We start from the raw sequence: 23,949 nt of genomic DNA, 5'->3' as shown, positions 1-23,949 counted from the left end.
TTAATCCTCGACAACAAGAAGATCAAGAAGGCGGCGGATCTGTTTTCGGCTTTTCAGCTGGAATATCGGCACGTTGGGGCCATGAAGCGCAAAACTCTCTTCGAAGATCGGACTATGGCGGCGTTCGAAATTCCAGATATAGCGCAGGAAATCGAGGTCTATTCTTTCCGGGCATCCTGCCGCCATTTCGGGCCGGGCCTTGCCATAACCCTTCACGATCCGGCTGACGGCGCCCCACAGGCAAAGCCAGCGCGGCATACGGACCCAGAGGACGATATCCGTTCTTGGCAGACGCAAATCGAAGGATGACGGATTGCTGCCATCCATCAACCATCGGTCTTCGGTGATGATGGCCGCGATCCTCTGGCGCTGTTCTTCGCGCGGGCGCAACTGCCAGCCGGGCAACCAGAAAATGTCGCGGTCCATGGAAATATAGCGAAGCCCGAAGGCGGCTGCGAGTTTTTGCGACAGTGTCGATTTTCCACCGCCGGAGCAGCCAACGACCATGATACGGCGTGCCGACGCTATAATCGCAGCGGCATCCTTGACGTTTTCCAGATAGTTCGGCATCGAATAAACCTCATCCTCGTCGCCGTGGATTGTCCAATAAAGCGGGCAATATTCTGCAACGGCACGACGCGAGCGTCCGACGTTACGGAAATTTAACTATTGCAACCCCCTCGCAGGGATTGCTATTTATTTGCGACTAATATTACACCCATGGGATGCAACGGCGCTGGAACCTCCCATTTTCACCGCGCTTATTCATCCTTGGGTTCACACCCGATACATAACCGCTTTGAGCCACTGAGTGAGCCGATGGACGATTTTTCCAACATCATCAACCTTCTCGAATCTGCCAAGCAACTGGCATCGATGAACGAAATGCCGATGCTTGCCTATCTCATCGACGTCGCGAAATGCGAGGCGAGAGAGAACAAGCCGGTTTTGCGAAAGCGCAAACGCGGCGAATCGACCGTCAAGGAAGGCTGTTAATTGCCGTTTCCCATAGCCGAGCGATAATGCCGGCTGGCCCAATCTTCAAGACGATGTCATAATCATGCAATGAATCCGGCCGCTTTTTCGAGGCGGCCATTTCTTTGCACACTGGAAACGACAGCGTCATGACAGTCGCATCGGCAGATATCAGAACCTACCGGCAGGAAAGACCCAGGGAACAGCATGGCTTCGTGCAGATCGTTCTTCCGGTCTCCGGCCACCTGCGGATCGACGTGGCCGGACGGCAGGATGAACTCTCCACCGGGCGCGGTGTCTTCATCCATCGCGATGCGCTGCACACGCAGGAAGCGACTGACATCAACCATTCGCTGGTGGTCGATATCGATCAAAACGCCGTTCCGGAGCACACGCTGGAGAGATTCGCACACGCGCCGTTTCTCGATATTGCGCCTGATACACGGCAATTAATTGCCTATATGTGCGGCCTGATCAAAACCGACGGTCGGCGCGACGATATCGCCGGTCTCTGGGCGCCGCTGCTGATGGACAGCCTAGCCACTGAAAAAACCGGTATACGCCTGCGCCTGCGCAAACTCAGTGCGGTCGTCAAGGCGGAGCCGTTCTTCCCCTGGACCATCGACATGCTGGCGGCCTGCGTGACGATCAGCGACAGCCGCCTGCACGCGTTGTTTCTCGAAGAATTCGGTCTCCCGCCTCACCGCTGGCTTGCCGGGTTGCGCATGGACAAGGTCTGCACGCTGCTCAGCGAATCCAGCCTGCCGATTGCGGAAATCGCGCTCAGGGCCGGGTTTTCCGACCAGACGGCGCTGACGCGCGCACTGCGCAATGCGGTGGGTGAAACACCGGCCGCCTATCGCCGGAACCGCGGCATTCACTAGATGTGAGCTTTCCGGGGGGTGTCCGTTCATAGTGGATTGAGGTGCGTGTGGCTTTACCCCCTCTGCCCTGCCGGGCATCTCCCCCTCAAGGGGGGAGATCGGCAGGAGGCGCCATCTCCACTTCATTCTCAAGCTTCCAGATGAGTGAGACCTTGCCGCAGATCGATCTCCCCCCTTGAGGGGGAGATGCCCGGCAGGGCAGAGGGGGGTAAACCACACGCACCTCGATCCATTGTGTACGGACAACCCTCCGAAAACCAACAATCAGAGCGGCGAACAAGTCCTCAGGAGTTTTTGTCAAGACAGCCGCAAAGGGCTGTGGCACATCGCGGACAAAGTGAATGCGGATGTGGCATGACATGAACAACAGGACAGGTCTCGGGGTTTTTTACGGCATGCTGGCGGGCGCGCTCTGGGGCGGCATATTCCTCGCGCCCAAACTCGTGCCGGATTTTTCCGCGCTGCAACTATCGACGGCGCGTTATCTGACCTACGGGCTGATTTCCCTCATCATCATCGGGCCGCGCCTCAAACGCGTATCGGCGCATTTCGGTGCGCGCGAATGGATCGCGCTCGGCTGGCTGAGCATGATCGGTAACATCGCTTATTACGTCTTCATCTCGACAGCGGTGAAGCTGAGCGGCGTCGCCTTCACTTCGATCATCATCGGTTTCCTGCCTGTCGCCGTCACCATCATCGGCAGCCGTGATCATGGCGCGGTGTCGCTGAAGCGGCTGTGGCCATCGCTTGCCTTTGGCGCAATCGGTATTGTCGGCATTTCCTGGCAATCGCTGACGGAAAACGATGCGGGGCTGGATGTCTCGCGTCTCATCGGGCTTGCCTGTGCGCTCGGGGCACTGGCCTCCTGGACGGCATTCGCGGTGGGCAATGCGCGCTGGCTGTCGCGTCTTCACGATGTCAGCGCCGATGACTGGAATATGATGACGGGTGTCGTGACCGGCGGGCTTGCCCTGCTGCTCGCCATTCCGGCCTTTGGCTTTGGTGGAGAAAGCCATAGTTCGGGAGATTGGCTGCATTTCGCCGCCATCGCCGCCGGGCTCGGTTTCACCGCTTCCATTCTCGGCAATGCTCTCTGGAACCGCATGAGCCGCATGCTGCCGCTCACCATGGTTGGGCAGATGATCCTGTTCGAGACGCTGTTTGCGCTGCTTTATGGTTTTCTGTGGGAAGGGCGCGGGCCGACCTTTGTAGAGATCGTCGCAATCTGCTCGGTGGTGCTGAGCGTCGTCTTGTGTATGAGGGCGCACCGGCCCGAGAAAGCTGTTGTGTAAGTGGGATGAAGGCCGGGAACAGGCGGTTGACCTATTTCACAAGCCGCACCCTCCCACTCACGTCATCCTCGGGCCTGTCCCGAGGATCCAATCACGTTCGTACAATCGATAGATCGCAGATGCTCGGGATAAGCACGAGCACGACGGTGGAGAGAGCATATCGCCCGATCCAGCAACTATGTTGCCGAACCCTTGTCCTTACTCAGCAGCAGCCAGCAGCTTCTTCTCGCGGGCCGCACGCAGGCGCTCAAAATCGTCGCCGGCATGGTGGGAAGAACGCGTCAGCGGGCTGGAAGAGACCATCAGGAAGCCCTTGGCATAGGCCACAGTCTCGTAGGACTTGAATTCTTCCGGTGTGACGAAGGCCTCAACCTTGTGGTGCTTGCGGGTCGGCTGCAGATACTGGCCGATGGTCAGGAAGTCCACGTCGGCGCTGCGCAGATCGTCCATCAGCTGCAGCACTTCGTTGCGCTCTTCACCCAAGCCGACCATGATGCCGGACTTGGTGAACATGGTGGGGTCCAGTTCCTTGACACGCTGCAAGAGACGCACGGAATGGAAATAACGCGCGCCCGGACGAACCGTGAGGTAATTGCCCGGAACGGTTTCCATGTTGTGGTTGAAGACATCAGGCTTGGCGGCGACGACGCGCTCCAGCGCGCCGGGCTTCTTCAGGAAGTCGGGGGTGAGGATTTCGATGGTCGTCGTCGGAGACGCGGCACGGATCGCCCAGATGACCTTCTCGAAATGTTCAGCACCGCCGTCAGCGAGATCGTCACGGTCAACCGAGGTGATGACGACGTGTGAAAGGCCCATCTGCTTGACGGCCTTGGCGACGTTCTCAGGCTCGTCCATGTCAAGCGCATTGGGCTTGCCGGTCGCGACGTTACAGAAGGCGCAGGCACGGGTGCAGATTTCACCCATGATCATGAAGGTCGCGTGTTTCTTTTCCCAGCACTCGCCGATATTCGGACAGCCGGCTTCCTCGCACACCGTTACCAGCTTGTGGCTGCGCACCAGTTCGCGCGTCTCGTGATAGCCCTTGGAGGTTGGCGCCTTGACGCGGATCCATTCCGGCTTGCGCATAACCTCGGTATCGGGCCGATGCGCCTTTTCCGGATGGCGGATGCGCTTGTCGTCGGACGACCTGTCGAGAATAGTGACCATTAAAAACCTGCTTCCATCGCCTGTAGCGATCTAAACACCTGTTGGCCGGATGCTTTAGAACAATTCCAGAAAAAGCGTAAGCCCCTTCCGGTCATGCGGCCCGTTAGCGCCGCACCAGCTTTGCCACAAACAGCAACAGGCTGGCGCCAAGGAAAGACGTGACGAAATAACCGAGCCTGCTGTCCTGCACGAAGACATCGAGGGTGCGAAGGACGGCGACGGCGACAACCGAACCGACAATGCCCAGAATGATGTTCATGAAGATGCCGAAGCGCATATCCATGAGTTTGCCCGCAAGCCAGCCGGCGAGACCGCCGATGATGATTGCCGCAATCCAGCCTACACTTTCCATTCCCACGCTCCCTGAAAGAACAGTTCCCTTGAGGAACCGGCGTTGAGACATATGGGACACCCGGCAAGGTTAGACAATGCCGGGCATCACGGGGCACTTATGCGTTCAGAACACGTCCGTAGGCGTCGAGCACGCTTTCCTTCATCGATTCCGAAATGGTCGGATGCGGGAAGATCGTGTGCATCAGATCCTCTTCCGTCGTCTCGAGGTTCATGGCAACGACGAAGCCCTGAATGAGTTCGGTCACTTCCGCACCGACCATATGGGCACCGAGCAGTTCGCCGGTCTTCTTGTCGAAGATGGTCTTGACCATGCCCTGGTCTTCACCGAGCGCAACCGCCTTGCCGTTCGCCGCAAAGGAGAAACGGCCGACGCGGATGTCGCGGCCCTGTTCCTTGGCCTTGGCTTCGGTCAAACCAACCGAGGCGACCTGCGGGTTGCAATAGGTGCAGCCGGGGATCTTGAGCTTGTCCATCGGATGGACATTCGGCAGACCAGCGATCTTTTCAACGCAGATGACGGCCTCGTGCTCGGCCTTATGGGCGAGCAGCGGCGGGCCGGCGACATCGCCGATGGCGTAAATACCAGGCACGTTGGTTTTGCCGTAACCGTCAATGATGATGAAACCGCGATCGGTCTTCACGCCGGCGGCCTCAAGGCCGATGCCTTCGACATTCGCCACGACGCCGACAGCCGAAATCATCCGGTCAGCGATGATCTTCTCGGACGAACCGTCCTTCTTCTCCAACGTCGCGGTAACGGAATTCGCGGCCTTCTCGACCTTGGAAACCTTGGTCTCCAGATGAATCTTGATACCCTGCTTTTCCAGCTGCTTCTTGGCAAAGGCAGAGATTTCCGCATCTTCGACCGGCATGACCTGGCTCATGATCTCGACGACGGTAACATCGACGCCCATGGTGCGGTAGAAGCTGGCGAATTCGATGCCGATGGCGCCCGAACCCATGACGAGCAGCGACTTCGGCAGCTCTTCCGGCTTCATCGCCTCGAAATAGGTCCAGATCAGCTTGCCGTCCGGCTCGATGCCCGGAAGCGCGCGCGGGCGGGCGCCTGTTGCGACGATGATGTGCTTGGCGGTGTAAGTGCCCTCGCCCAGCGTGTTCTTCGGAACCGGACCCTGCGGCTGAACCACCGGCTTGGTGGACTTGCCGACAACGATTTCGCCGGGCTTGGTGATTTTCGCTTCACCCCAGATGATATCGACCTTGTTCTTCTTGAACAGGAAACCGACGCCGTTGTTCATGCGCGCAGCAATGCCGCGCGAGCGCGCCACGATTGCCTTCACGTCAGGCTTGATCGAACCTTCCAGCGTCAGGCCGTAATCCTTGGCGTGGGTGGCGGTGTGCATGACATCGGCGGTGCGCAGCAGGGCCTTGGTAGGAATGCAGCCCCAGTTGGAGCAGATGCCCGCCAGATGTTCGCGCTCGACGACGGCAACCTTCATGCCGAGCTGGGCTGCGCGGATCGCGGCAATATAACCGCCCGGTCCCGAACCGATGATGATGACGTCATAAGATTGAGCCATTGGAAATCCTGCCTTGTCTTGTTCGGATGATGGTAAACCGTCCCGAAACGAGAATGAGTGTCAAAGTCCGAGCATCATGCGGACGACGGGCTCCAGCCCGCGGCCGATGGCCCGTGTGTTTTCAGCATCGAGATGAACGCCGTCCACCGGCGTCGTGCGGGCAACCGACCCGGCATCGAAAAAGCCGCAATCGAGTTCATCGGCAAGGTCCCTGTAGACGGAAGCCAGCATCGCCGATTCGTCGATAGCATCACGAAAGATCGCGCCCATGAACGGATTGGCCGTTTCGCATAGTTGCGGCGGCGCGACGATCAGAACGTCAGGTGCTTCCCAGTCCGACACCTGCCAGACGTGGTTGCGCGTGAGTTTCACCAGCCGCTCGACACCCTTCATGGCGACAATGGCCGAACCATGGATCGCCGGCTTCATGTCGTTGGTGCCGAGCATGATGATAACCATATCCAGCGGCGCGTGGCTATGCAGCAGCGTCGGCAAAAGCCTTGCGCCATTGCGGTCGCAATCGCCGGTGTGGTCGTCATAAGCGGTGGTGCGACCGCCCAGACCCTCGTGGATCACATGCACGTCGGAACCGAGCGCCTTCTGCAAGACGCTCGGCCAAAGATCGTCATGGCTGTGCCGGCCACCCGTTTCCGCATTTGATCCCCATGTGAGAGAATCGCCAAAGCAGAGGACCGACTTCACCATATTATTCTCCGATCAAACCAGCATGCCCATCGGGTTTTCGATGTAGCGCTTGAACGCGCCGATCAGTTCGGCTCCGAGCGCGCCATCGACGCAGCGATGGTCGGTGGAAAGCGTGACCGTCATGACGTTGGCGATCTTGATCTCGCCGTTCTTCACGACGGCACGCTGTTCGCCCGCACCGACAGCCAGAATGGTGGCGTGCGGCGGGTTGATGACGGCGGAGAAGCTTTTCACGCCCATCATGCCCATGTTGGACACGGCAGTCGTACCGCCCTGATATTCCTCGGGCTTCAGCTTGCGCTCTTTCGCGCGCTTGCCGTAGTCCTTCATCTCGTTGGAGATGGTGGAGAGCGACTTTTCTTCCGCTTTGCGGATGATCGGCGTGATCAGGCCACCCGGAATGGAAACGGCAACGCCGACATCCGCGTGCTTGTGCTTGACCATGGCGCTTTCCGTCCAGGAGACGTTGGCGTCAGGAACGTCACGCAGCGCCAGCGCCAGCGCCTTGATGACCATGTCGTTGACCGACAGCTTGTAGACCGGCTTGCCGTCCTTTTCGGGAGCAGCGGCGTTGAGCTGGGCGCGCAGCGCCAGAAGCGTATCCAGTTCGCAATCCACGGAAACGTAGAAATGCGGAACCGTCTGCTTGGATTCGACCAGACGCTTGGCGATGACCTTGCGCATGCCGTCATGCGGCACAAGCTCGTAGGAGCCCTGTTCGAACAGCTTGAGAACGGCTTCGTCGGACTGGCCCTTGGCGAGTGCCGGGGCCGGTGCGCCTGCGGATGCAGCAGCGGCGGGAGCAGCCTTTGCACCGCCGGAAGCGGCAGCCTTTTCCACATCGGTCTTGACGATACGGCCATGCGGGCCGGAACCGGAGACGGCCGAAAGGTCGAGACCGGCTTCCTTGGCAAGACGGCGGGCAAGTGGCGATGCGAAAATGCGCTCGCCGGACTTGGCAACCGGGGCCAGTGTGGAAGATGCGGCCGCCTGATCGGCTACCGGCTTTTCAGCCTTGACTGGAGCAGCTTCTTCCTTCGGCGCTTCAGCCTTTGCGGCTTCCGGCTTGGGAGCTTCCGCCTTGGCAGGAACGGCATCGCCGCCCTTCGCCGCCTCGGCCACATCTTCTCCTTCTGCTGCGAGGATCGCGATCAGGGCGTTGACCTTGACGGCTTCGGTGCCGGCCGGAACAACCAGCTTGGCGACGGTGCCTTCATCGACGGCTTCCACTTCCATGGTCGCCTTGTCGGTCTCGATCTCGGCGATCACGTCACCGGGGGCGACCTTGTCGCCTTCCTTGACCAGCCACTTGGTCAGATTGCCCTCTTCCATCGTCGGGGAAAGGGCAGGCATGGTAATGTTGATAGGCATGACTAGTCCCCCCAAACGAGATTATATTGTTCCAGCTCTTCAGGATGCTCCGCCAGCCGATCCAGCTGCGATGGCGAGACTTCGATATATCCGGCGACATCGTTCAGCCATTCGCTCACGGCGCCGATGACGCCGATATACTCGCGCGGGACACCGGCAATCACATCGCCTTCACCGTCATTGATAACAGCCCAAAAGACAACGCGCTCGAACTGAGGAGCCGCCTTGGAACCTAGAACACGATACCAATTTTCAGTTGCGGGGAGGATTTGTTTTATTTTACTCAAATTCACCTCCCCTTACTTGTAGCAGACGGTTTTGACAGCCTGAACGACTTCGTCAACATTCGGCAGAGCCAACTTTTCGAGGTTTGCCGCGTAAGGCATCGGAACGTCCTTGCCGGCAATCGTGAGGATCGGCGCATCGAGATAGTCGAAGGCGGCGCGCATGACCTGATTGGCGATGAAGTCACCGACCGATGACTGCGGGAAACCTTCCTCGACGGTCACCAGACGGCCGGTCTTCTTGACCGATTCGATGACGGTGGGCAGGTCCATCGGACGGATGGTGCGCAGATCGATCAGTTCGACGTCGATGCCGAGCTTCTCGAGTTCCGCAACCGCCTTGATCGCATAGGTCATGCCGATACCGAAGGAAACGATGGTCGCATCCTTGCCCTTGCGGTGAATGCGCGCCTTGCCGATCGGCAGCACGAAATCATCGAGCTTCGGCACTTCGAAGCTCTGGCCATAGAGAATTTCATTCTCAAGGAAGATGACCGGGTTCGGATCGCGGATAGCCGCCTTCAAGAGACCCTTGGCGTCGGCTGCCGTGTAAGGCATGACGACCTTGAGGCCCGGAATATGGCTGTACCACGCGGCGTAACATTGCGAATGCTGCGCGCCAACGCGGGCAGCAGCGCCCGAGGGACCACGGAACACCATCGGAGCGCCCATCTGGCCACCCGACATGTAAAGCGTCTTTGCCGCCGAGTTGACGATCTGGTCGATCGCCTGCATGGCGAAGTTGAATGTCATGAATTCGACGATGGGCTTGAGGCCCGTCATCGCAGCGCCGACGCCGATACCGGCAAAACCATGCTCGGTGATCGGGGTATCGATGACGCGGCGCTCACCGAATTCCTGCAACAACCCTTGCGTGATCTTGTAGGCGCCCTGATATTCGGCGACTTCTTCACCCATGACGAAGACTTTTTCGTCGGCGCGCATTTCTTCGGCCATGGCGTCGCGCAGCGCTTCACGCACCGTCGTCATCACCATTTCCGTGCCTTCAGGAATATCAGGATCGGCAGCAACTTCGATCTTGGGTGCTGCCGGAACCTTGGCGGCTTCCTTGGCAGCGCTCGGCTCTTCGGCCGCTTCGCGGGTCTTGCCGCCGGCGGCGTCCGAACCGGAATTGGCAGCTTCTGCCTTTGGTTCTTCCTTTTTGGCGGAGGAAGAGATGTCGTCGGCGCTTTCGCCTTCCTGGATCAGAACGGCGATCGGCGTATTGACCTTGACACCTTCGGTGCCGGCGTCGATCAGCAGCTTGCCGATCACGCCTTCATCGACGGCTTCCACTTCCATGGTCGCCTTGTCGGTCTCGATCTCGGCAATCACGTCGCCGGAGGTGACCTTGTCGCCTTCCTTTTTAAGCCATTTGGAAAGCGTGCCTTCCTCCATGGTCGGGGAAAGGGCGGGCATAAGAATTTCTACAGGCATGGGTTTCCCTTTCCCGATCAGAGCAGAATATCGGTGTAGAGCTCGGATACATCCGGCTCGGGGTCGTTCTGGGCGAAGTCGGCGCTGTCGGCGACGATATCACGGACATCCTTGTCGATGGCCTTCAATTCGTCTTCGCTTGCCCAGCCATGGTCCAGAAGCCGTGCCTTGACCTGTTCGATCGGGTCATGTTCGGAGCGCATCTTCTGCACCTCATCCTTGGAGCGGTATTTCGCCGGGTCCGACATGGAGTGGCCACGGTAACGGTAGGTCAGCATTTCCAGAATGATCGGACCCTTGCCGGAACGGCAATGCTCCAGCGCCTGGTCAGCGGCAGCCTTCACGGCGCGCACATCCATGCCATCCACCTGAACGCCGGGGATGCCGAAGGACTGGCCGCGCAGCGAATAGTTGGACTGGGCGGTGGCGCGGGCGGTCGAGGTGCCCATCGCGTAACGGTTGTTCTCGACGATATAGATGATCGGCAGCTTCCAGAGAGCAGCCATGTTGAAGCTCTCGTAGACCTGGCCCTGGTTTGCCGCGCCGTCACCGAAATAGGTCACGGAGACATTGTCATTGCCGCGATATTTGTTGGCGAAGGCGAGACCGGTTCCAAGCGAAACCTGCGCGCCAACGATGCCGTGGCCGCCGTAAAAATGCTTCTCCTTGGAGAACATGTGCATGGAGCCGCCCTTGCCTTTCGACAGGCCGCCCTTTCGGCCGGTCAACTCGGCCATGACGCCACGCGCGCTCATGCCCAAAGCAAGCATATGGCCGTGGTCACGGTAAGCGGTGATGACCTGATCGCCGTCCTTCTGCGACATCTGCATGCCGACAACAACGGCTTCCTGGCCAATGTAGAGGTGACAGAAACCACCGATAAAGCCCATACCGTAAAGCTGGCCTGCCTTTTCTTCGAAACGGCGGATGAGCAGCATTTCACGATAGGCGTGAAGCTCTTCATCCTTCGAGAAGTCCGGGCTGTTCTTGCCAGTGAATTCGGTTGCAGCCTTTGCCGTTGTCTTGCGGCCGGATACGGTCGCTGGTTTTCGCGGCGCCATTCATCCCTCCCTGAGTTGCCGTTTGAATGGATAGATTGGCGCGTACCATATGCAAGAAAATGCCATGCAGCAATGCTTTAAACGCATGGCACATATTCACGCTAAGATGCTGTGAATAAATAAAAAATGTTAAATTAACTTGATTTAGGTTAATTAGAAATATGTGTTCATGATGACGATTTCGTCGGTGCGGGACATATTCAGCTGGTAACGGGAAATCTCGTCGATCATGTCGCGTTCAAGCGAACCGTCGCTCAGTAATTCCACCTGCCGCTCCAGCGCCACGCGCGCCTGCGTCAGCTTTGCAAGCTCAGCCGTTCTGGTCAAACGCTGCCGCTCCAACCGCTCCGTCGCCTGCAGGCCGAAGTCGCCATGGATGGAATGATACCCGAAATAGGAAAGAAAAGCGATCGTGATGGCCGGAACGATCAAACGGCCGAATCGTCTTTTTTTATGATGTCTGGTCCACATGCCGGAGAAAAGCCCTAAAACGCACAACGTGATTCTGAGACTAAGCCGGATTGTTTAACTATCCGTTGACCTTAAATTCCAATCGGCAGATCGGCATGAAAAAGCCCGCCGGAGGGCGGGCTTAGGGTGGCGATGGTACCGTCAAACTCTCCTTTGTCATGCTAGAGCCTGTCCCGAGCATCTGCAACGTATCGAAATTGAGGAGACGTTGGCAGATCCTCGGCACAAGGCCGAGGATGACGTCGAATGTGTTGCTGGGCCTGATACCAATCCCGTCACGGGCAGTAACGACCTCCCACAAAATCCTGGCGAATTACCCGCGCAGGATCGAACGGCCGGCGTAGGCAGCCTGCGGACCCAGCATTTCTTCAATGCGGATCAGCTGGTTGTACTTTGCGAGCCGGTCAGAACGGGCAAGCGAACCGGTCTTGATCTGACCGCAGTTCGTCGCGACAGCGAGATCGGCGATGGTAGAATCTTCCGTTTCGCCCGAACGGTGCGACATGACGGCGGTGTAACCGGCCTTGTGTGCCGTTTCGACTGCATCCAGCGTCTCGGAAAGCGAACCGATCTGGTTGACCTTGACGAGGATGGAGTTTGCAACGCCCATCTTGATGCCGTCGCGAAGACGCGCGGAGTTGGTGACGAAGAGATCATCGCCAACGAGCTGGCATTTGTTGCCGACGAGATCGGTCAGCGTCTTCCAGCCTTCCCAGTCATCTTCGGCCATGCCGTCTTCAACCGAGATGATCGGGTATTTATTGACAAGCTCGGCCAGATATTCGGCCATGGCGCCGGGCTCCAGCGTGCGGCCTTCACCTTCCAGAACGTACTTACCGTCCTTGAAGAACTCGGTCGATGCGCAGTCGAGGCCGACATACATGTCTTCGCCCGGACGGTAGCCAGCCTTTTCGATCGACTTCATGATGAAATCGAGGGCTGCCGGCGCGCTCTCGAGGCCCGGTGCAAAACCGCCCTCATCACCGACATTGGTGTTGTGGCCCTGTGCGGACAGTTCTTTTTTCAGCGTGTGGAACACTTCCGAACCCATACGCACGGCTTCGCGGATGTTTTCCGCGCCAACCGGCAGGATCATGAATTCCTGGAAGTCGATGGGGTTATCGGCATGCGCGCCGCCGTTGATGATGTTCATCATCGGAACCGGAAGCAGATGGGCGTTCGGGCCACCGACATAACGGTAAAGCGGCAGGCCGGAAGCCTCGGCCGCAGCCTTGGCGATGGCAAGCGAGACGCCGAGGATGGCGTTGGCGCCGAGGCGCGACTTGTTCGGCGTGCCGTCAAGCGCGATCATCATCTGGTCGATCTGGATCTGGTTTTCAGCGTCGAAACCGCCGATGGCGTCGAAGATTTCCGTATTGACGGCTTCGACCGCCTTTTCCACGCCCTTGCCGAGATAACGCTTGCCGCCATCGCGCAGCTCAACCGCCTCATGCGCGCCAGTGGAGGCGCCGGACGGAACGGCCGCACGGCCCATGGAGCCGTCTTCGAGGTAAACATCGACTTCAACGGTCGGATTGCCGCGGCTGTCGAGGATTTCGCGCGCGATGATATCGGTAATGGCAGTCATGGTCTCTCCCTTGGGAATGGAACAGATATTTTCCGTCGCCTGTCTTAGACGATGACGAAGAAATTACAATGACGGCGGGCGGCAGAAACGGAGCGCCCGCCATTAAAATCGATTGGCACAAACCGAACGCACTGTGTCAGGCTTTGGTGATGGCGTCGAAGGCCAGAAGCTTTTCCAGCAGTTTTGGCATGTCTTTCAGGTGGACCATGTTGGGGCCATCGGAAGGCGCATTGTCCGGGTCCTCGTGGGTCTCGATGAAGAGACCGGCTACGCCGACAGCGACTGCCGCACGCGAAAGCGTCTCGACAAATTCGCGCTGGCCGCCGGTGGAACCGCCCTGCCCGCCCGGCTGCTGCACCGAGTGGGTGGCGTCGAAAACGACGGGTGCACCGAGTGAAGCCATGATCGGTAGCGAACGCATGTCGGAGACGAGCGTATTGTAACCGAAGGACGCGCCGCGTTCGCAGAGCAGCACATTCGGATTGCCGCTTTCATTCAGCTTGGCTAGCACATTCTTCATGTCCCAGGGCGCCAGGAACTGACCTTTCTTGACATTGATGACTCGGCCGGTTTTGGCGGCGGCAACGAGAAGATCGGTCTGCCGGCTGAGGAAGGCCGGGATCTGCAGCACATCCACCACTTCGGACACGATGGCGCATTGTTCCTCGGTGTGAATATCGCTCAGAACCGGAAAGCCGAATTCCTTCTTGAGATCGGCAAAAATCTGCATCGCGCTGTCAAGACCGATGCCGCGCTTGCCGGAAAGCGAGGTGCGGTTGGCCTTGTCGAAGGAGGATTTGTAAACAAGGCCGATGCCCAGACTGTCGCACAGTTCCTTGAGCACGCCGGCAATCATGAAGGCATGGTCGCGGCTTTCCATCTGGCAGGGGCCGGCAATCAGCGAAAAACGCTCGCTATTGCAGAAGGAGACCTTGCTGGCACCATCGCCGGCGGTGACTTTGAGATTGTTCGTAACGCTCATCATATTTCCTCGAAGGCGAAGGCGACGCCCTGACCGGGTGCTGCGGGCACCACCAGCCGGCCGCCCGCTTCCATGCTGGAGACGCCATTAGCAGCAAGTACTGCCGCTGTCACGGCAAGATCGGTGACGGAGAAGACGATGCCTGCGCCGCGCAGCCCACCGTCACCCCGATTTGAAGTATTCAGATCAAGGCCGGCGAAGGCCGGCTTATCGGTCAATCTGATCCTGGCATTGCCGGTTGCGAAAATCATATCTCCGTCCGGAGACATCGCGGATTCACAGTCAAACACCGTCTCGATCAGGCGAGCCGCCTTCGCATCTCCGCCAGAAAACAGCACGATCTCGCGGAGCCCCTTGACAGCGTTGGCATGCCGCTCCAGCTCCGCGCGGTCTCCCGGCAAGGCCTTCAGCCGCTGGCAGCCGAACAGGAAAAAATCCGCCGCCGCCCCGCTTGCCGCAAAAGCCAGCCGGAATGCCGCTTCGCTGCGGGAACCGTCCGGCATCTGCACCGGCCGCGAAAATTCAAAAAGATCACCCGCCGACAGGCCCGCCGTGACGAACCGTTGATGATCAGCGAAAGCATCGCCACTCCTGGCAACGAGAGCCGAGAAGCCTTCCGGGCCAAGGCTCTCACGAAAGGCTCTGTCCCTGCCGGTGAATACGTCACCTCTGTCAGCGGACTCATCATATTTAGCCGGGTTATTAACTGCGAGCGGCTCCAGATAAGTGCCGTCAGCAAGGAACACACAGGCATTCGCCGTGCCGAAGGGATGAACCGCCAAAGGCGCAACGGTGAAGCCGAGACTTGCAAGCCGCGCGGTGGCGACGTCGATCTGTGCAACCGGCAATACGAGATGATCTACGTGGTGAGGACGCAATGGAAAGGCCCTTCGTCAGGAGGAGGCATTGTCTGGCACCAGAAAAGCACGCGGAAAACGGCGAGGCAAACCGTTCGCCGGAGGAGAGGTGTTATTTCGTGGCCGGGTATCGACTGCATAATTCTGTCTGATGGTATAATTGTTGACTTGTAAACAATCTATTTGTAGATTTTCTGAATAGATTGTCGGGTTTGATGGCGCCTCATGCGAACGATATGATGACGCCGGTCGCGTTCTTTTTGAGACATGCGGCAAATTTGGCGAAGCATGAAACGGAAACATCATGGACCACCTCCCCCGCAAGACGATGGACGTCAATATCGACCGGCTGGAGACAGCGCTTGGATTTCTCATCCGCCTGGCGCAGCTCAAGACCTACGATGATTTCTTCACCGCACTTGGTGAATCCGGCATGCGGCCGGGCGAATTCTCAGTGCTTTTCGTCATCATGCACAATCCCGGCATTCGCCAGACGGCGCTCGGCCAGCGGCTGATGATCAAACGCGCCCATATGACCAAGCTGATCCGCGCCTTCGAAGACAGGAACCTCGTGACCCGCCGCGTTCCGGATGACGACCGCAGGGCCATCGAGCTGACATTGACGGCTGAAGGCGTGGCGCATGTGCGCAAGGAAAGCGAATGGTTCTTTTCGCATGAGGCAACGCTCGGCGCAGGCCTGACCAATGCCGAGCGCGATCAGTTCATTGTCCTGCTGCATAAATTTCTAGGCATGAATTTGGGAGAAACAGGCCGTGAATATTGATGAACTTATTGCCATCGACGTGCATACCCATGCGGAGGAGCCCTGCTGCGGCCCACGCGACGATGGTTACGATGAATTTCAGGCGGGCATGGCGAAATATTTCAAGAACCCCGCCGGCCACAAGGGCATGTTGCCGACCGTGCAGGAAACCGCCGCCTATTATCGTGAGCGCAAGATCGGCTGTGTGATCTTTCCGGTCGACGCGGAGCGGGAGACCGGTTTTCGACGTTACGAAAATGAAGAGGTGGCGAAGATCGCCGCCGAGAACAGCGATATCATGATCCCTTTCGCGTCGATCGATCCCGCCAAGGGCAAGGCCGGCGCGCGCGAGGCACGACGGCTTGTGCGCGAATTCGGGGTAAAGGGTTTCAAATTCCATCCGACGATGCAGGGTTTTTACCCGAATGACCGGATGGCCTATCCGCTTTACGAAGCCATTGCCGAGGAAGGCGCGATTACGCTTTTTCACACCGGGCAGACCGGCGTTGGCGCTGGTCTTCGCGGCGGCATGGCAATGCGGCTCAAATTTTCGAACCCGATCCACCTCGATGATGTGGCGGTGGATTTTCCCGACATGCCGATCATCCTCGCACATCCTTCCTTCCCCTGGCAGGAAGAGGCGCTGTCAGTCGCCACCCACAAGCCGAATGTCTATATCGATATGTCCGGCTGGTCGCCGAAGTATTTCCCGCCGATCCTGGTGCAATATGCCAATTCGCTCCTGAAACACAAAATGCTGTTCGGCTCGGATTGGCCGGCAATGACGCCGGAGCGCTGGCTCAACGACTTCGCCAATATTCCGATAAAGGACGAAGTTCGGCCGCTCATCCTCAAGGAAAATGCACGCAGGCTGCTGAAACTGTAGCGTCAGTCTGCAAAGCAGAGATTAAAGCCTCGGCGTCGAGCCGGGGCTTTTTTGAAAGAAACGCACCCTTGAGATTTGAGGGCGACGCGGCGCCCCTGCTTTTCACAATAGCAAAGGCCCACCGGTTCCGGTGGGCCTTGTTGTTTTTGATCGCTTCATATGGCGCCACGTGAAGGGGCGCGGGCAGAGAGAGCCTTCTCAGGACGCCTTTTTGGTGCGCCAGCTGTCGGCGTAATTGTCGCGTGCTTCCGCGGCGTAAGGCGTTTCTGAAACGCGGACGCGGATTTCCTTCTGCTTGTGGCGCTCCGTCGAGGTCTTGGCAGAGCCGCCGTCTGGCTCGCCCCAGACAAGCGTGAGAACGTCGCCGATCTGAACGTCATTGTCGACGATGCCGAGCGACAATATGCAGCGCTCATTATAGGAATAGCCGGTGAACATCGACATCCCCACATGTTTGCCGCCCTTCAGGATAAGGTCTGCGCCCGTCGAAGCGTAATTGGCCTGCGGGAAATCGATCCACTTGTAATGGTCTTCGCCAGGACGGAAGGCTGAGGCGATGACGTCAACGACATCCTCTGCATTCCATTCGAAGGTCACCTTCTTGCGATGCGTTTTGCCCTTCATGGCCTCGAGCGCCGACTTGCCAATGAAATCGTCCTTCTTCCAACCGATATAGAAGTCGTAACCGAGTTCGAACGGATTGACGTAATAGTCCTCGATATTCTCAGAAACGAAGCTTCCACCGATCGCGCCCGTGGCCTCGTAGCTATCCGCGCCCAGCCAGTCGCGATAATCCTTCAGCATGCCATCGCCAGTGTAGATGCCCGGCAGAGGCGACGGGATCCAGCCCGATTCGAGCGTGTTGGTGGAATAGGCCCGGCTGCCGCAGCGCACGAGATTGACGCCGGCCTGTTTGGCTGCCTCGAGGATGCAGGACAGGATGTAGCTCTTGTCCTCATACGGTCCCCATACTTCGAGACCGGGCGCGCCGGACATGCCGTGACGCAGCGCCTGTACTTTCTTCGAGCCGATATTGATCCAGTCGACATGGAAGAACTTGATATCCGGGATCGGCCCACCATTCATCTTCTCGAAGATCTTCGGGGCATCCGGTCCCTGGATCTGGTAGCGGTAGTGGGTGCGAAGCACACGCTCACCTTCCGGCCGCGACGGAGACCGAGGATCATGCTTGATGCGCACATTCCACTTGCCATAGGCAGCGCAGAACATCAGCCAGCTCGAGGTCGGAGCGCGGCCGACGAGGATGAACTTGTCCTGACGCTCCCGGAAGATGATGTGGTCACCAATGACGTGACCATCAGGCGTTACCGGAACGAAATGCTTGGCGCGGTTGAGATCGAAATTCGAAAAGGAGTTGATGCCGTGATAGGCAAGGAATTTCTCCGCATCGGGCCCTTCAACGATCAATTCGTCCATGTGGTGGGACTGGTCAAACAACACGGCACCCTCGCGCCAGGCGGCCTGCTCAGAACGCCAGTTGCTGAACTCACCGGCGACAACCGGGTATACATACATCCCGATTTTTGAGTTGCGGAGCATTTCAACGGGGTTCGGATATTGCTTCAAAACCTCGGTCAGACTGGAATTTGCCATTGTCATCTCCTCCCTGGCAATCGCATCGATGTATACATGAAACGCTGCGCGTCGATAAATTGCAAGCGCAAAATTACCGCGTCATGGAGGGTATCGACAAAAATAAAAGCGGCGCCAAAAGGCGCCACCCTTGGATTTGCAGCGATTTCCGCCGCTTAGTCGCTGATGAGTGCGAGACCCGGAACCTGCGCAATCAGTTCGGGCGCTTCGCGGATCATGTATTCAAGATTGGTGCGTGCTGTGCGGGAATGCTCCCGAGCCACAGCCTCCGCGCGCGCGCCTTCCCGCGCCACGATTGCCGCGACTATCGCCTTGTGCTGCTCCTGTGCGCCTCGCAGCGAGCGGCGAAAGGCGCCAATATTCGCCTTGTCGGGCAGAAAGGCCGAAGGGGACGCAAAAGGCAGGGAGCTTGCGCGCTCGACCTCGCGGCGAATCATCTCACTGCCGCAGAGCGCCGCCAGTTGATGATGAAAAATCCGATTGAGCGCTGCGTAACCATCGAAATCGACGTCATCGACACGATCACCGAAGCACAGGTCCAATTGCTGGACGGTGACACCGATCTCCTCCAGCGCCACTTTCGAGACACCGCGCTCAGCGGCAAGCCGCGCTGCCGTCCCCTCCATGACGCCACGTACTTCAATGGCATCCACGACATCCGCAAAACCAAAGCGGCGCACAACAAATCCGCCGCCCGGCAGACGATTAAGCAAACCCTCTTCCGTGAGGCGCGACAGCGCTTCGCGCACCGGAGTTCGGGAAATATCCAGAAGCTCGGCGGTCGACACTTCGAAGAGCCGCATGCCGCCAGGCAATTCGCCACTCAGGATTTTCTCCCTGAGTTCGATCACCGCCCGGCCGCCATGTGTCGCAGCATCCACCTGCCTCATATCTCACCCCTTCCATCCACCGGAGCGCCGCCATCAACGACATCGAGCACGCTTATTCAAGCGACATGCCATGTATACATTAGCAACTCAAGCAACAGGACGCAGAACTTCACCACCAACAGGACATGCCGCCTCCCTTTGAAATCGCATAGAAATCATAGGCAAAACCGACACCATCGCATCAACATGTATTCATTCAATCTAATTAAGATTAAATAATTCGTCAATATTCTTGGTTTTTCGCAAGATTTTGATTGAAGTAGCCGTTTCATGTATACATAATCAGGTCTCGCTAAGGGAGAAAGCGATGGGTTGGTCGAGTTTTTGGGATAATTCCGGTGCCGACGGAGATGTTGTCAGATCTGGCAACATCCTAGCTGGCTGGTCGATCGAGGTCATGCCGCGCACTGCGGCAAAGATCGATGATTTCAGAAATATTCTGCCTGACGGCACGCGGGTTTACATCGCCCACATAGATGGAACGCCGATAGCCGACATGGTATCCACCGCAAAGCGCTTGCATGACGAAGGCTTTCCCGTGATTCCGCATCTGCCGGCGCGTGGCATCGGCGGCAAAAACGAGCTGGAGGACTGGCTGAAGCGTTACCAGGGCGAGGCCGGCGTGACGCAGGCGCTGCTGCTGGGTGGCGGCCAGAAACAGCCCGCTGGCAGTTTTTCGAGCTCGATCGACATGATTGAGACGGGCCTCTTCGACAAGATGGGGTTTACCCACCTTCATCTGGCCGGCCATCCCGAGGGTAATCGCGACATAGACAGCGACGGCTCGTCAAGAGGTGTCGATCAGGCCTTGTTGTGGAAGCAGGATTTCGCCAGCCGCACCGACGCCCGGCTTGCCCTGACGACCCAATTCGCCTTCGATGCGAAGGCGGTTATCGAATGGGCAAAACGCATCGGGAATATGGGTGTCACAATTCCTGTTCACGTCGGTATTGCTGGTCCGACAAAACTGCAGACATTGATCAAATTCGCAATCGCCTGCGGCGTTGGGCCGTCTCTGAAGGTGCTGCAGAAGCGCGCGCTTGATCTTTCGAGGCTCTTCGTTCCTTACGAACCGACCGATTTCATCGCCGAACTTATCGATCACAAGGCGGCAAATCCCGATAGTCTCATCGAGCATGTCCATATTTTTCCGCTCGGTGGCATCAAGCCCTCTGCCGAGTGGATGAAGAAACATGCCTCCACCGGGACCCTCGCCAATGTCGCCTGAGAAAGCTTATTCTCAGGCGATATTGCGAGATGGCGTGAGGACAGTGCCGTCAGGCCGTCGTGTCCGGCGCTTTCAGCCGCGTAGCGCGTTTTTCAAGAAAGGCGCGCAGGCGTTCTTCGGCTTCGGGGCTGGCCGCCGTGAAGGAGGAAATGAAGGACTCGACGAACAGCCCGTCCTCCTTGGCCATATCCTGAATGCGGGGAAGCGCGTTGATAACGGCATAGTTGGACAAAGGTGCATTGGACGCTGCAATGGTGGCGAGCTCCTGCGCCTTCGCAAGCGCTTCGCCGCGCGGCACAGCATATTGCACAAGGTTCCAGCGTTCGGCTTCGGCGGACGAAGCGACCCGTCCAGTCAGCATCATGTCGCTCATGCGGGCGACCCCCAGCAGCCGCGCGATGCGGACGGATCCACCTCCCCCAACGAAAATGCCGCGCTGGCCCTCGGGCAACGCAAAGAAGGCGCTTTCGTCGGCAACCCGCAGATGGGTCGAGGCGGCCAGTTCCAACCCACCGCCGACGACCGCGCCATGCAGGGCAGAAACCCACGGTATGGTGCCATGCTCGATCTGCGAGAACACGGCGTGCCAGCGGCGGGAGCCGCGCACGCCTTCGATCGGCGTCTTGTGGATATGTTCGCCAAGATCGAGACCGGCGCAGAAATGATCGCCATGACCGAAAATGACGGCGGCACGGGCTTCGTTTTCCGCCCGCGCGGCGGCGGCGGCAATAGCCTCAACGAAACGGTCACTGATGGCGTTGCGCTTTTGTGGCCTGTTGAGGCCAACAAGGGCGATGTCACCCCGCAATTCGTAAGAGACAAATTCTTCTGTCATTTTTTCGCTCATGGCGAGGTCTCCGATAATTTCGTCTCATATACAATCTATCTTCCGCATTTTGTTTACAAGGATATTATTTTCTTGTAATCATTTTTTTGACAAAAGATTATTCGTACGGTTCGCGTGAATGACGTCTGGGAGGAGGTCGTGACGATGAGTGTGAAACTTTGGTCGCCAGATGTCGCATGGGAGAAGCGGCCGAACGGCGAGATCATGATCTGGCGGAACGATCCGCTTGGCCCCTATCCGCAGAAATTGAATGAGCGTCTCCTTCACTGGTCTCGTTCGGCACCGGAGCGCACATGGATGGCCGACCGTCAGGGTCGCGAGCCATGGCGCCGGGTCGGCTACGCTGAGGCTCTCGACAAGATACGGCGTATCGGCCAGTTCCTTCTCGATCATGACCTTTCGGTCGAGAGGCCGCTGCTGGTGCTTTCTGAAAATTCCATCGAGCATGCGTTGATGGTGCTTGCGGCCCAGCATGTCGGTATCGCCTCGGCTGCCATCACGCCGGCCTATGCCACGTCGGCCGATCTCACCAAACTCGCCGACATCCGCGGGCAGATCACCCCGGGGATGGTTTTTGCCGAGGATGCGACGCCTTTTCGCCGGGCGCTCAGCGAGGTTTTCGACGACGGTACACCGCTGGTCGGCCTCCGCAACCTGCCGGAAGATCGCTCCAATACGTTTCACTTCGAAACCCTGCTTGAAACGGAGCCGACCGAAGCGGTTGATCGTGCTTTCGATGCGGTCGGGCCGGATACCGTCGCCAAATTCCTGTTCACGTCAGGTACGACTGGTTCGCCCAAAGCGGTCATCCAGACGCAACGCATGTTGTGCTCCAATCAGGAAATGATTGCCGATTGCTATGGCTACTTTCGCGAGGAGCCGCCGGTCGTCGTTGATTGGGCGCCATGGAACCACACGGCCGCGGGGAACAAGGTGTTCAACCTCGTCCTCTATAATGGCGGTACCTATTATATCGATCGCGGCAAGCCCAGCCCGGCGCAGATCGGCCAGACACTGGACAATCTCCGGGACATATCGCCCACCTGGTATTTCAACGTTCCCGCTGGCCACGAAATGCTGGTCCAGGCCATGCGCAAGGACGAGGCGCTGTGCCGCAGCTTTTTTCGCGACCTGAAGATGCTGATGTATGCCGGTGCCGGCATGGCGCAGCACACATGGGATGCGCTGACGGAGCTTTCCATGGCAACGGTCGGCCATGCGGTTCTCATGGGTGCCGGCCTCGGCTCGACGGAGACGGCACCCTTCTCGCTGTTCTGCACCGAACCGCAGGACAAGCCCGGCAATATCGGCATCCCGGCCCAGGGCGTGACGATGAAACTCGTGCCCTTCGATGGCCGGTACGAATTACGGCTGAAAGGCCCGAACATCACGCCCGGTTACTGGCGTAATGGCGAACTGACGGCGGCAGCCTTCGACGAGGAAGGGTTCTATCGAATCGGCGATACCGTCAAATTTGCCGTCGCGGACGATCCACGCCGCGGCTTTTATTTCGATGGCCGCATGGCGGAAAACTTCAAGCTGCAGACCGGCACCTGGGTGGCCGTGGGGCCTTTGCGCGCGCAATTCGTCAACATGTTCGCCGGGCTGATCCGCGATGCCGTCATAACGGGCGAAAACCGGGCCGAATTGGGTGCCCTTGTCGTGCCATTCATGCCGGCGCTACGTGAGCTTGTTCCCGGTTCGCAACATCTCTCCGATGCGGAGATCATCCGGCACCCGAGTGTCAGGGCGCAGATTGTCGCGAAGCTTTCGGCGCATCAAAAACAGGCGAGCGGTTCCGCAAGCCGCGTCATGCGCATTCTCGTGATGGAAGACGCGCTGCGCTTCGAGAAAGGCGAGGTTACGGACAAGGGATCGATCAACCAGCGCGCCGTGCTTCTGCATCGCAAGGAGCTCGTAGAGTCACTTTACGGCGACACGCCGCAGGTCATCACCGTTGGCAGAGAGGTAGCAGCATGAATATCGAAGGCGCAGGCGCACTCGTCACGGGTGCGGCATCCGGCCTCGGCGCGGCCGTGGCGCGAATGCTCGCGGCTCGCGGCGCGGCGGTCACCATTTTCGACCGCAACGGCGAAGCCGGCGAAAAGCTGGCGGCGGAGATCGGCGGTAAGGCCGTTCAAGGCGATGTGACAAGCGACGCCGATGCGCAGGCGGCAATAAAGGTAGCCGCTTCCGCCAAAGGCGGCCTTCGTATTCTCGTCAATTGCGCGGGCATCGGCACCGCGGGTCGAATTCTCGGTCGCGAAGGGCCGCAGCCGCTGGGCGATTTCGAACAGGTCATCCGCGTCAACCTGATCGGCACCTTCAACATGATGCGGCTTGCGGCCGCTCGCATGGCTGAGAGGGAACAGGATGAAGGCCAAGATAATCGCCAAGACAATGGCGTGATCGTCAACACGGCGTCGGTTGCCGCTTTCGAGGGCCAGATCGGGCAAGCGGCCTATGCCGCGTCGAAGGGCGGCATCGTTTCACTCGCCCTGCCCGCAGCACGCGAACTTGCCCGCTTCCGCATTCGGGTGAATACCGTCGCGCCCGGCATTTTCCTGACACCCCTGCTTCAGGGATTGCCGCAGGAGGTTCAGGAGAGCCTTGCGGGCCAGATACCCCACCCTTCCCGGCTCGGCGATCCAGCCGAATTTGCCGATACGGTGCGCTTTCTCATCGAGAACGATTACATGAACGGTGAAGTCATCCGGCTGGATGGCGCGATCCGCATGCAGCCGCGGTGATG

The 23,949-nt window shown here is 58.5% G+C and carries 24 protein-coding genes; 8 read left to right on the top strand and 16 right to left on the bottom strand.

What is annotated here, in order from left to right:
• Window positions 1-570 (bottom strand): ATPase AAA, encoded by a 570-nt coding sequence (locus tag GSF67_RS05725; protein WP_006315363.1) that lies wholly within the window; start codon window positions 568-570, stop codon window positions 1-3.
• Window positions 571-819: 249 nt separating this feature from the next.
• Between GSF67_RS05725 and GSF67_RS05720 the strand changes: the two genes are divergently transcribed.
• From GSF67_RS05720 to GSF67_RS05710, 3 genes are all read left to right on the top strand, one after another.
• The gene (locus GSF67_RS05720; protein ID WP_006315364.1) at window positions 820-996 is read left to right on the top strand and encodes a hypothetical protein; all 177 of its coding nucleotides are present in this window, start codon (window positions 820-822) and stop codon (window positions 994-996) included.
• 128 nt (window positions 997-1,124) lie between these two features.
• Window positions 1,125-1,859, top strand: coding sequence for an AraC family transcriptional regulator (locus tag GSF67_RS05715; protein WP_006315366.1), 735 nt, complete (start codon window positions 1,125-1,127; stop codon window positions 1,857-1,859).
• Between the two features lie 359 nt (window positions 1,860-2,218).
• Complete coding sequence (locus GSF67_RS05710) at window positions 2,219-3,151, top strand: DMT family transporter (protein ID WP_035215223.1); 933 nt, start codon at window positions 2,219-2,221, stop codon at window positions 3,149-3,151.
• Between the two features lie 198 nt (window positions 3,152-3,349).
• On the opposite strand, the gene lipA is transcribed toward GSF67_RS05710, so the two are convergent.
• From lipA to GSF67_RS05650, 12 genes are all read right to left on the bottom strand, one after another.
• Complete coding sequence (gene lipA, locus GSF67_RS05705) at window positions 3,350-4,318, bottom strand: lipoyl synthase (protein ID WP_006312478.1); 969 nt, start codon at window positions 4,316-4,318, stop codon at window positions 3,350-3,352.
• Between the two features lie 103 nt (window positions 4,319-4,421).
• Complete coding sequence (locus tag GSF67_RS05700) at window positions 4,422-4,670, bottom strand: GlsB/YeaQ/YmgE family stress response membrane protein (RefSeq protein WP_006312479.1); 249 nt, start codon at window positions 4,668-4,670, stop codon at window positions 4,422-4,424.
• Window positions 4,671-4,767: 97 nt separating this feature from the next.
• Window positions 4,768-6,213, bottom strand: coding sequence for a dihydrolipoyl dehydrogenase (gene lpdA, locus GSF67_RS05695; RefSeq protein ID WP_006312480.1), 1,446 nt, complete (start codon window positions 6,211-6,213; stop codon window positions 4,768-4,770).
• A 60-nt stretch (window positions 6,214-6,273) separates the two neighbouring features.
• The gene (locus GSF67_RS05690; protein ID WP_006312481.1) at window positions 6,274-6,918 is read right to left on the bottom strand and encodes an SGNH/GDSL hydrolase family protein; all 645 of its coding nucleotides are present in this window, start codon (window positions 6,916-6,918) and stop codon (window positions 6,274-6,276) included.
• Between the two features lie 12 nt (window positions 6,919-6,930).
• Window positions 6,931-8,289: a pyruvate dehydrogenase complex dihydrolipoamide acetyltransferase gene (locus GSF67_RS05685; protein ID WP_006312482.1), complete on the bottom strand. Its 1,359-nt coding sequence runs from the start codon at window positions 8,287-8,289 to the stop codon at window positions 6,931-6,933.
• Between the two features lie 2 nt (window positions 8,290-8,291).
• The gene (locus GSF67_RS05680; protein WP_162180301.1) at window positions 8,292-8,576 is read right to left on the bottom strand and encodes a hypothetical protein; all 285 of its coding nucleotides are present in this window, start codon (window positions 8,574-8,576) and stop codon (window positions 8,292-8,294) included.
• Window positions 8,577-8,588: 12 nt separating this feature from the next.
• Window positions 8,589-10,010: a pyruvate dehydrogenase complex E1 component subunit beta gene (locus GSF67_RS05675; RefSeq protein ID WP_006312484.1), complete on the bottom strand. Its 1,422-nt coding sequence runs from the start codon at window positions 10,008-10,010 to the stop codon at window positions 8,589-8,591.
• A gap of 17 nt (window positions 10,011-10,027) precedes the next feature.
• Window positions 10,028-11,071, bottom strand: coding sequence for a pyruvate dehydrogenase (acetyl-transferring) E1 component subunit alpha (pdhA, locus tag GSF67_RS05670; RefSeq protein ID WP_006312485.1), 1,044 nt, complete (start codon window positions 11,069-11,071; stop codon window positions 10,028-10,030).
• Between the two features lie 153 nt (window positions 11,072-11,224).
• Entirely contained in the window at window positions 11,225-11,542 is a 318-nt protein-coding gene (locus GSF67_RS05665; protein WP_010971616.1) for a septum formation initiator family protein, read from the bottom strand.
• 313 nt (window positions 11,543-11,855) lie between these two features.
• Complete coding sequence (gene eno, locus GSF67_RS05660; RefSeq protein WP_006312487.1) at window positions 11,856-13,130, bottom strand: phosphopyruvate hydratase; 1,275 nt, start codon at window positions 13,128-13,130, stop codon at window positions 11,856-11,858.
• Window positions 13,131-13,266: 136 nt separating this feature from the next.
• Window positions 13,267-14,112 carry a 3-deoxy-8-phosphooctulonate synthase gene (gene kdsA / locus GSF67_RS05655; protein ID WP_006312488.1) on the bottom strand — a complete coding sequence of 282 codons (846 nt, stop codon included), beginning with the start codon at window positions 14,110-14,112 and terminating at the stop codon, window positions 13,267-13,269.
• Window positions 14,112-14,990, bottom strand: coding sequence for a VOC family protein (locus tag GSF67_RS05650; RefSeq protein ID WP_035215177.1), 879 nt, complete (start codon window positions 14,988-14,990; stop codon window positions 14,112-14,114). Before GSF67_RS05650 ends, kdsA begins: the two co-directional genes overlap by 1 nt.
• Window positions 14,991-15,273: 283 nt before the next feature.
• Between GSF67_RS05650 and GSF67_RS05645 the strand changes: the two genes are divergently transcribed.
• Window positions 15,274-15,753, top strand: a complete 480-nt coding sequence (locus tag GSF67_RS05645) for a MarR family winged helix-turn-helix transcriptional regulator (protein WP_006312490.1) — start codon at window positions 15,274-15,276, stop codon at window positions 15,751-15,753.
• Complete coding sequence (locus GSF67_RS05640) at window positions 15,743-16,618, top strand: 4-hydroxyphenyl-beta-ketoacyl-CoA hydrolase (protein ID WP_006312491.1); 876 nt, start codon at window positions 15,743-15,745, stop codon at window positions 16,616-16,618. Before GSF67_RS05645 ends, GSF67_RS05640 begins: the two co-directional genes overlap by 11 nt.
• Before the next feature lie 198 nt (window positions 16,619-16,816).
• Here the strand turns inward: GSF67_RS05640 and GSF67_RS05635 are convergent, their stop codons facing one another.
• Both GSF67_RS05635 and GSF67_RS05630 read right to left on the bottom strand, forming a co-directional pair.
• The gene (locus GSF67_RS05635; protein ID WP_006312492.1) at window positions 16,817-18,232 is read right to left on the bottom strand and encodes an aminomethyltransferase family protein; all 1,416 of its coding nucleotides are present in this window, start codon (window positions 18,230-18,232) and stop codon (window positions 16,817-16,819) included.
• 155 nt (window positions 18,233-18,387) lie between these two features.
• Window positions 18,388-19,122: a GntR family transcriptional regulator gene (locus GSF67_RS05630; RefSeq protein WP_006312494.1), complete on the bottom strand. Its 735-nt coding sequence runs from the start codon at window positions 19,120-19,122 to the stop codon at window positions 18,388-18,390.
• Window positions 19,123-19,429: 307 nt separating this feature from the next.
• Between GSF67_RS05630 and GSF67_RS05625 the strand changes: the two genes are divergently transcribed.
• On the top strand, window positions 19,430-20,350 hold the full coding sequence (locus GSF67_RS05625; protein WP_006312495.1) for a methylenetetrahydrofolate reductase: 921 nt from the start codon (window positions 19,430-19,432) through the stop codon (window positions 20,348-20,350).
• Between the two features lie 49 nt (window positions 20,351-20,399).
• Here GSF67_RS05625 and GSF67_RS05620 read toward each other — a convergent pair whose 3' ends face one another.
• A complete protein-coding gene (locus GSF67_RS05620) occupies window positions 20,400-21,197 on the bottom strand; it encodes a crotonase/enoyl-CoA hydratase family protein (protein ID WP_006312496.1) in 798 nt (265 codons plus the stop codon).
• A 144-nt stretch (window positions 21,198-21,341) separates the two neighbouring features.
• On the opposite strand from GSF67_RS05620, the gene GSF67_RS05615 reads away from it, so the two are divergent.
• Both GSF67_RS05615 and GSF67_RS05610 read left to right on the top strand, forming a co-directional pair.
• Window positions 21,342-23,177 carry an AMP-binding protein gene (locus GSF67_RS05615; protein WP_006312497.1) on the top strand — a complete coding sequence of 612 codons (1,836 nt, stop codon included), beginning with the start codon at window positions 21,342-21,344 and terminating at the stop codon, window positions 23,175-23,177.
• Window positions 23,174-23,947: an SDR family NAD(P)-dependent oxidoreductase gene (locus GSF67_RS05610; protein ID WP_006312498.1), complete on the top strand. Its 774-nt coding sequence runs from the start codon at window positions 23,174-23,176 to the stop codon at window positions 23,945-23,947. The genes GSF67_RS05615 and GSF67_RS05610 overlap by 4 nt, the downstream gene beginning before the upstream one ends.
• Window positions 23,948-23,949 lie beyond the last annotated feature (2 nt).

This window comes from Agrobacterium sp. CGMCC 11546 (assembly GCF_013365515.1).
GTDB lineage: Bacteria > Pseudomonadota > Alphaproteobacteria > Rhizobiales > Rhizobiaceae > Agrobacterium > Agrobacterium fabrum.
The sequence above is the reverse complement of the archived record's forward strand: the minus strand, read 5'-3'. Positions and strand labels throughout refer to the sequence as shown.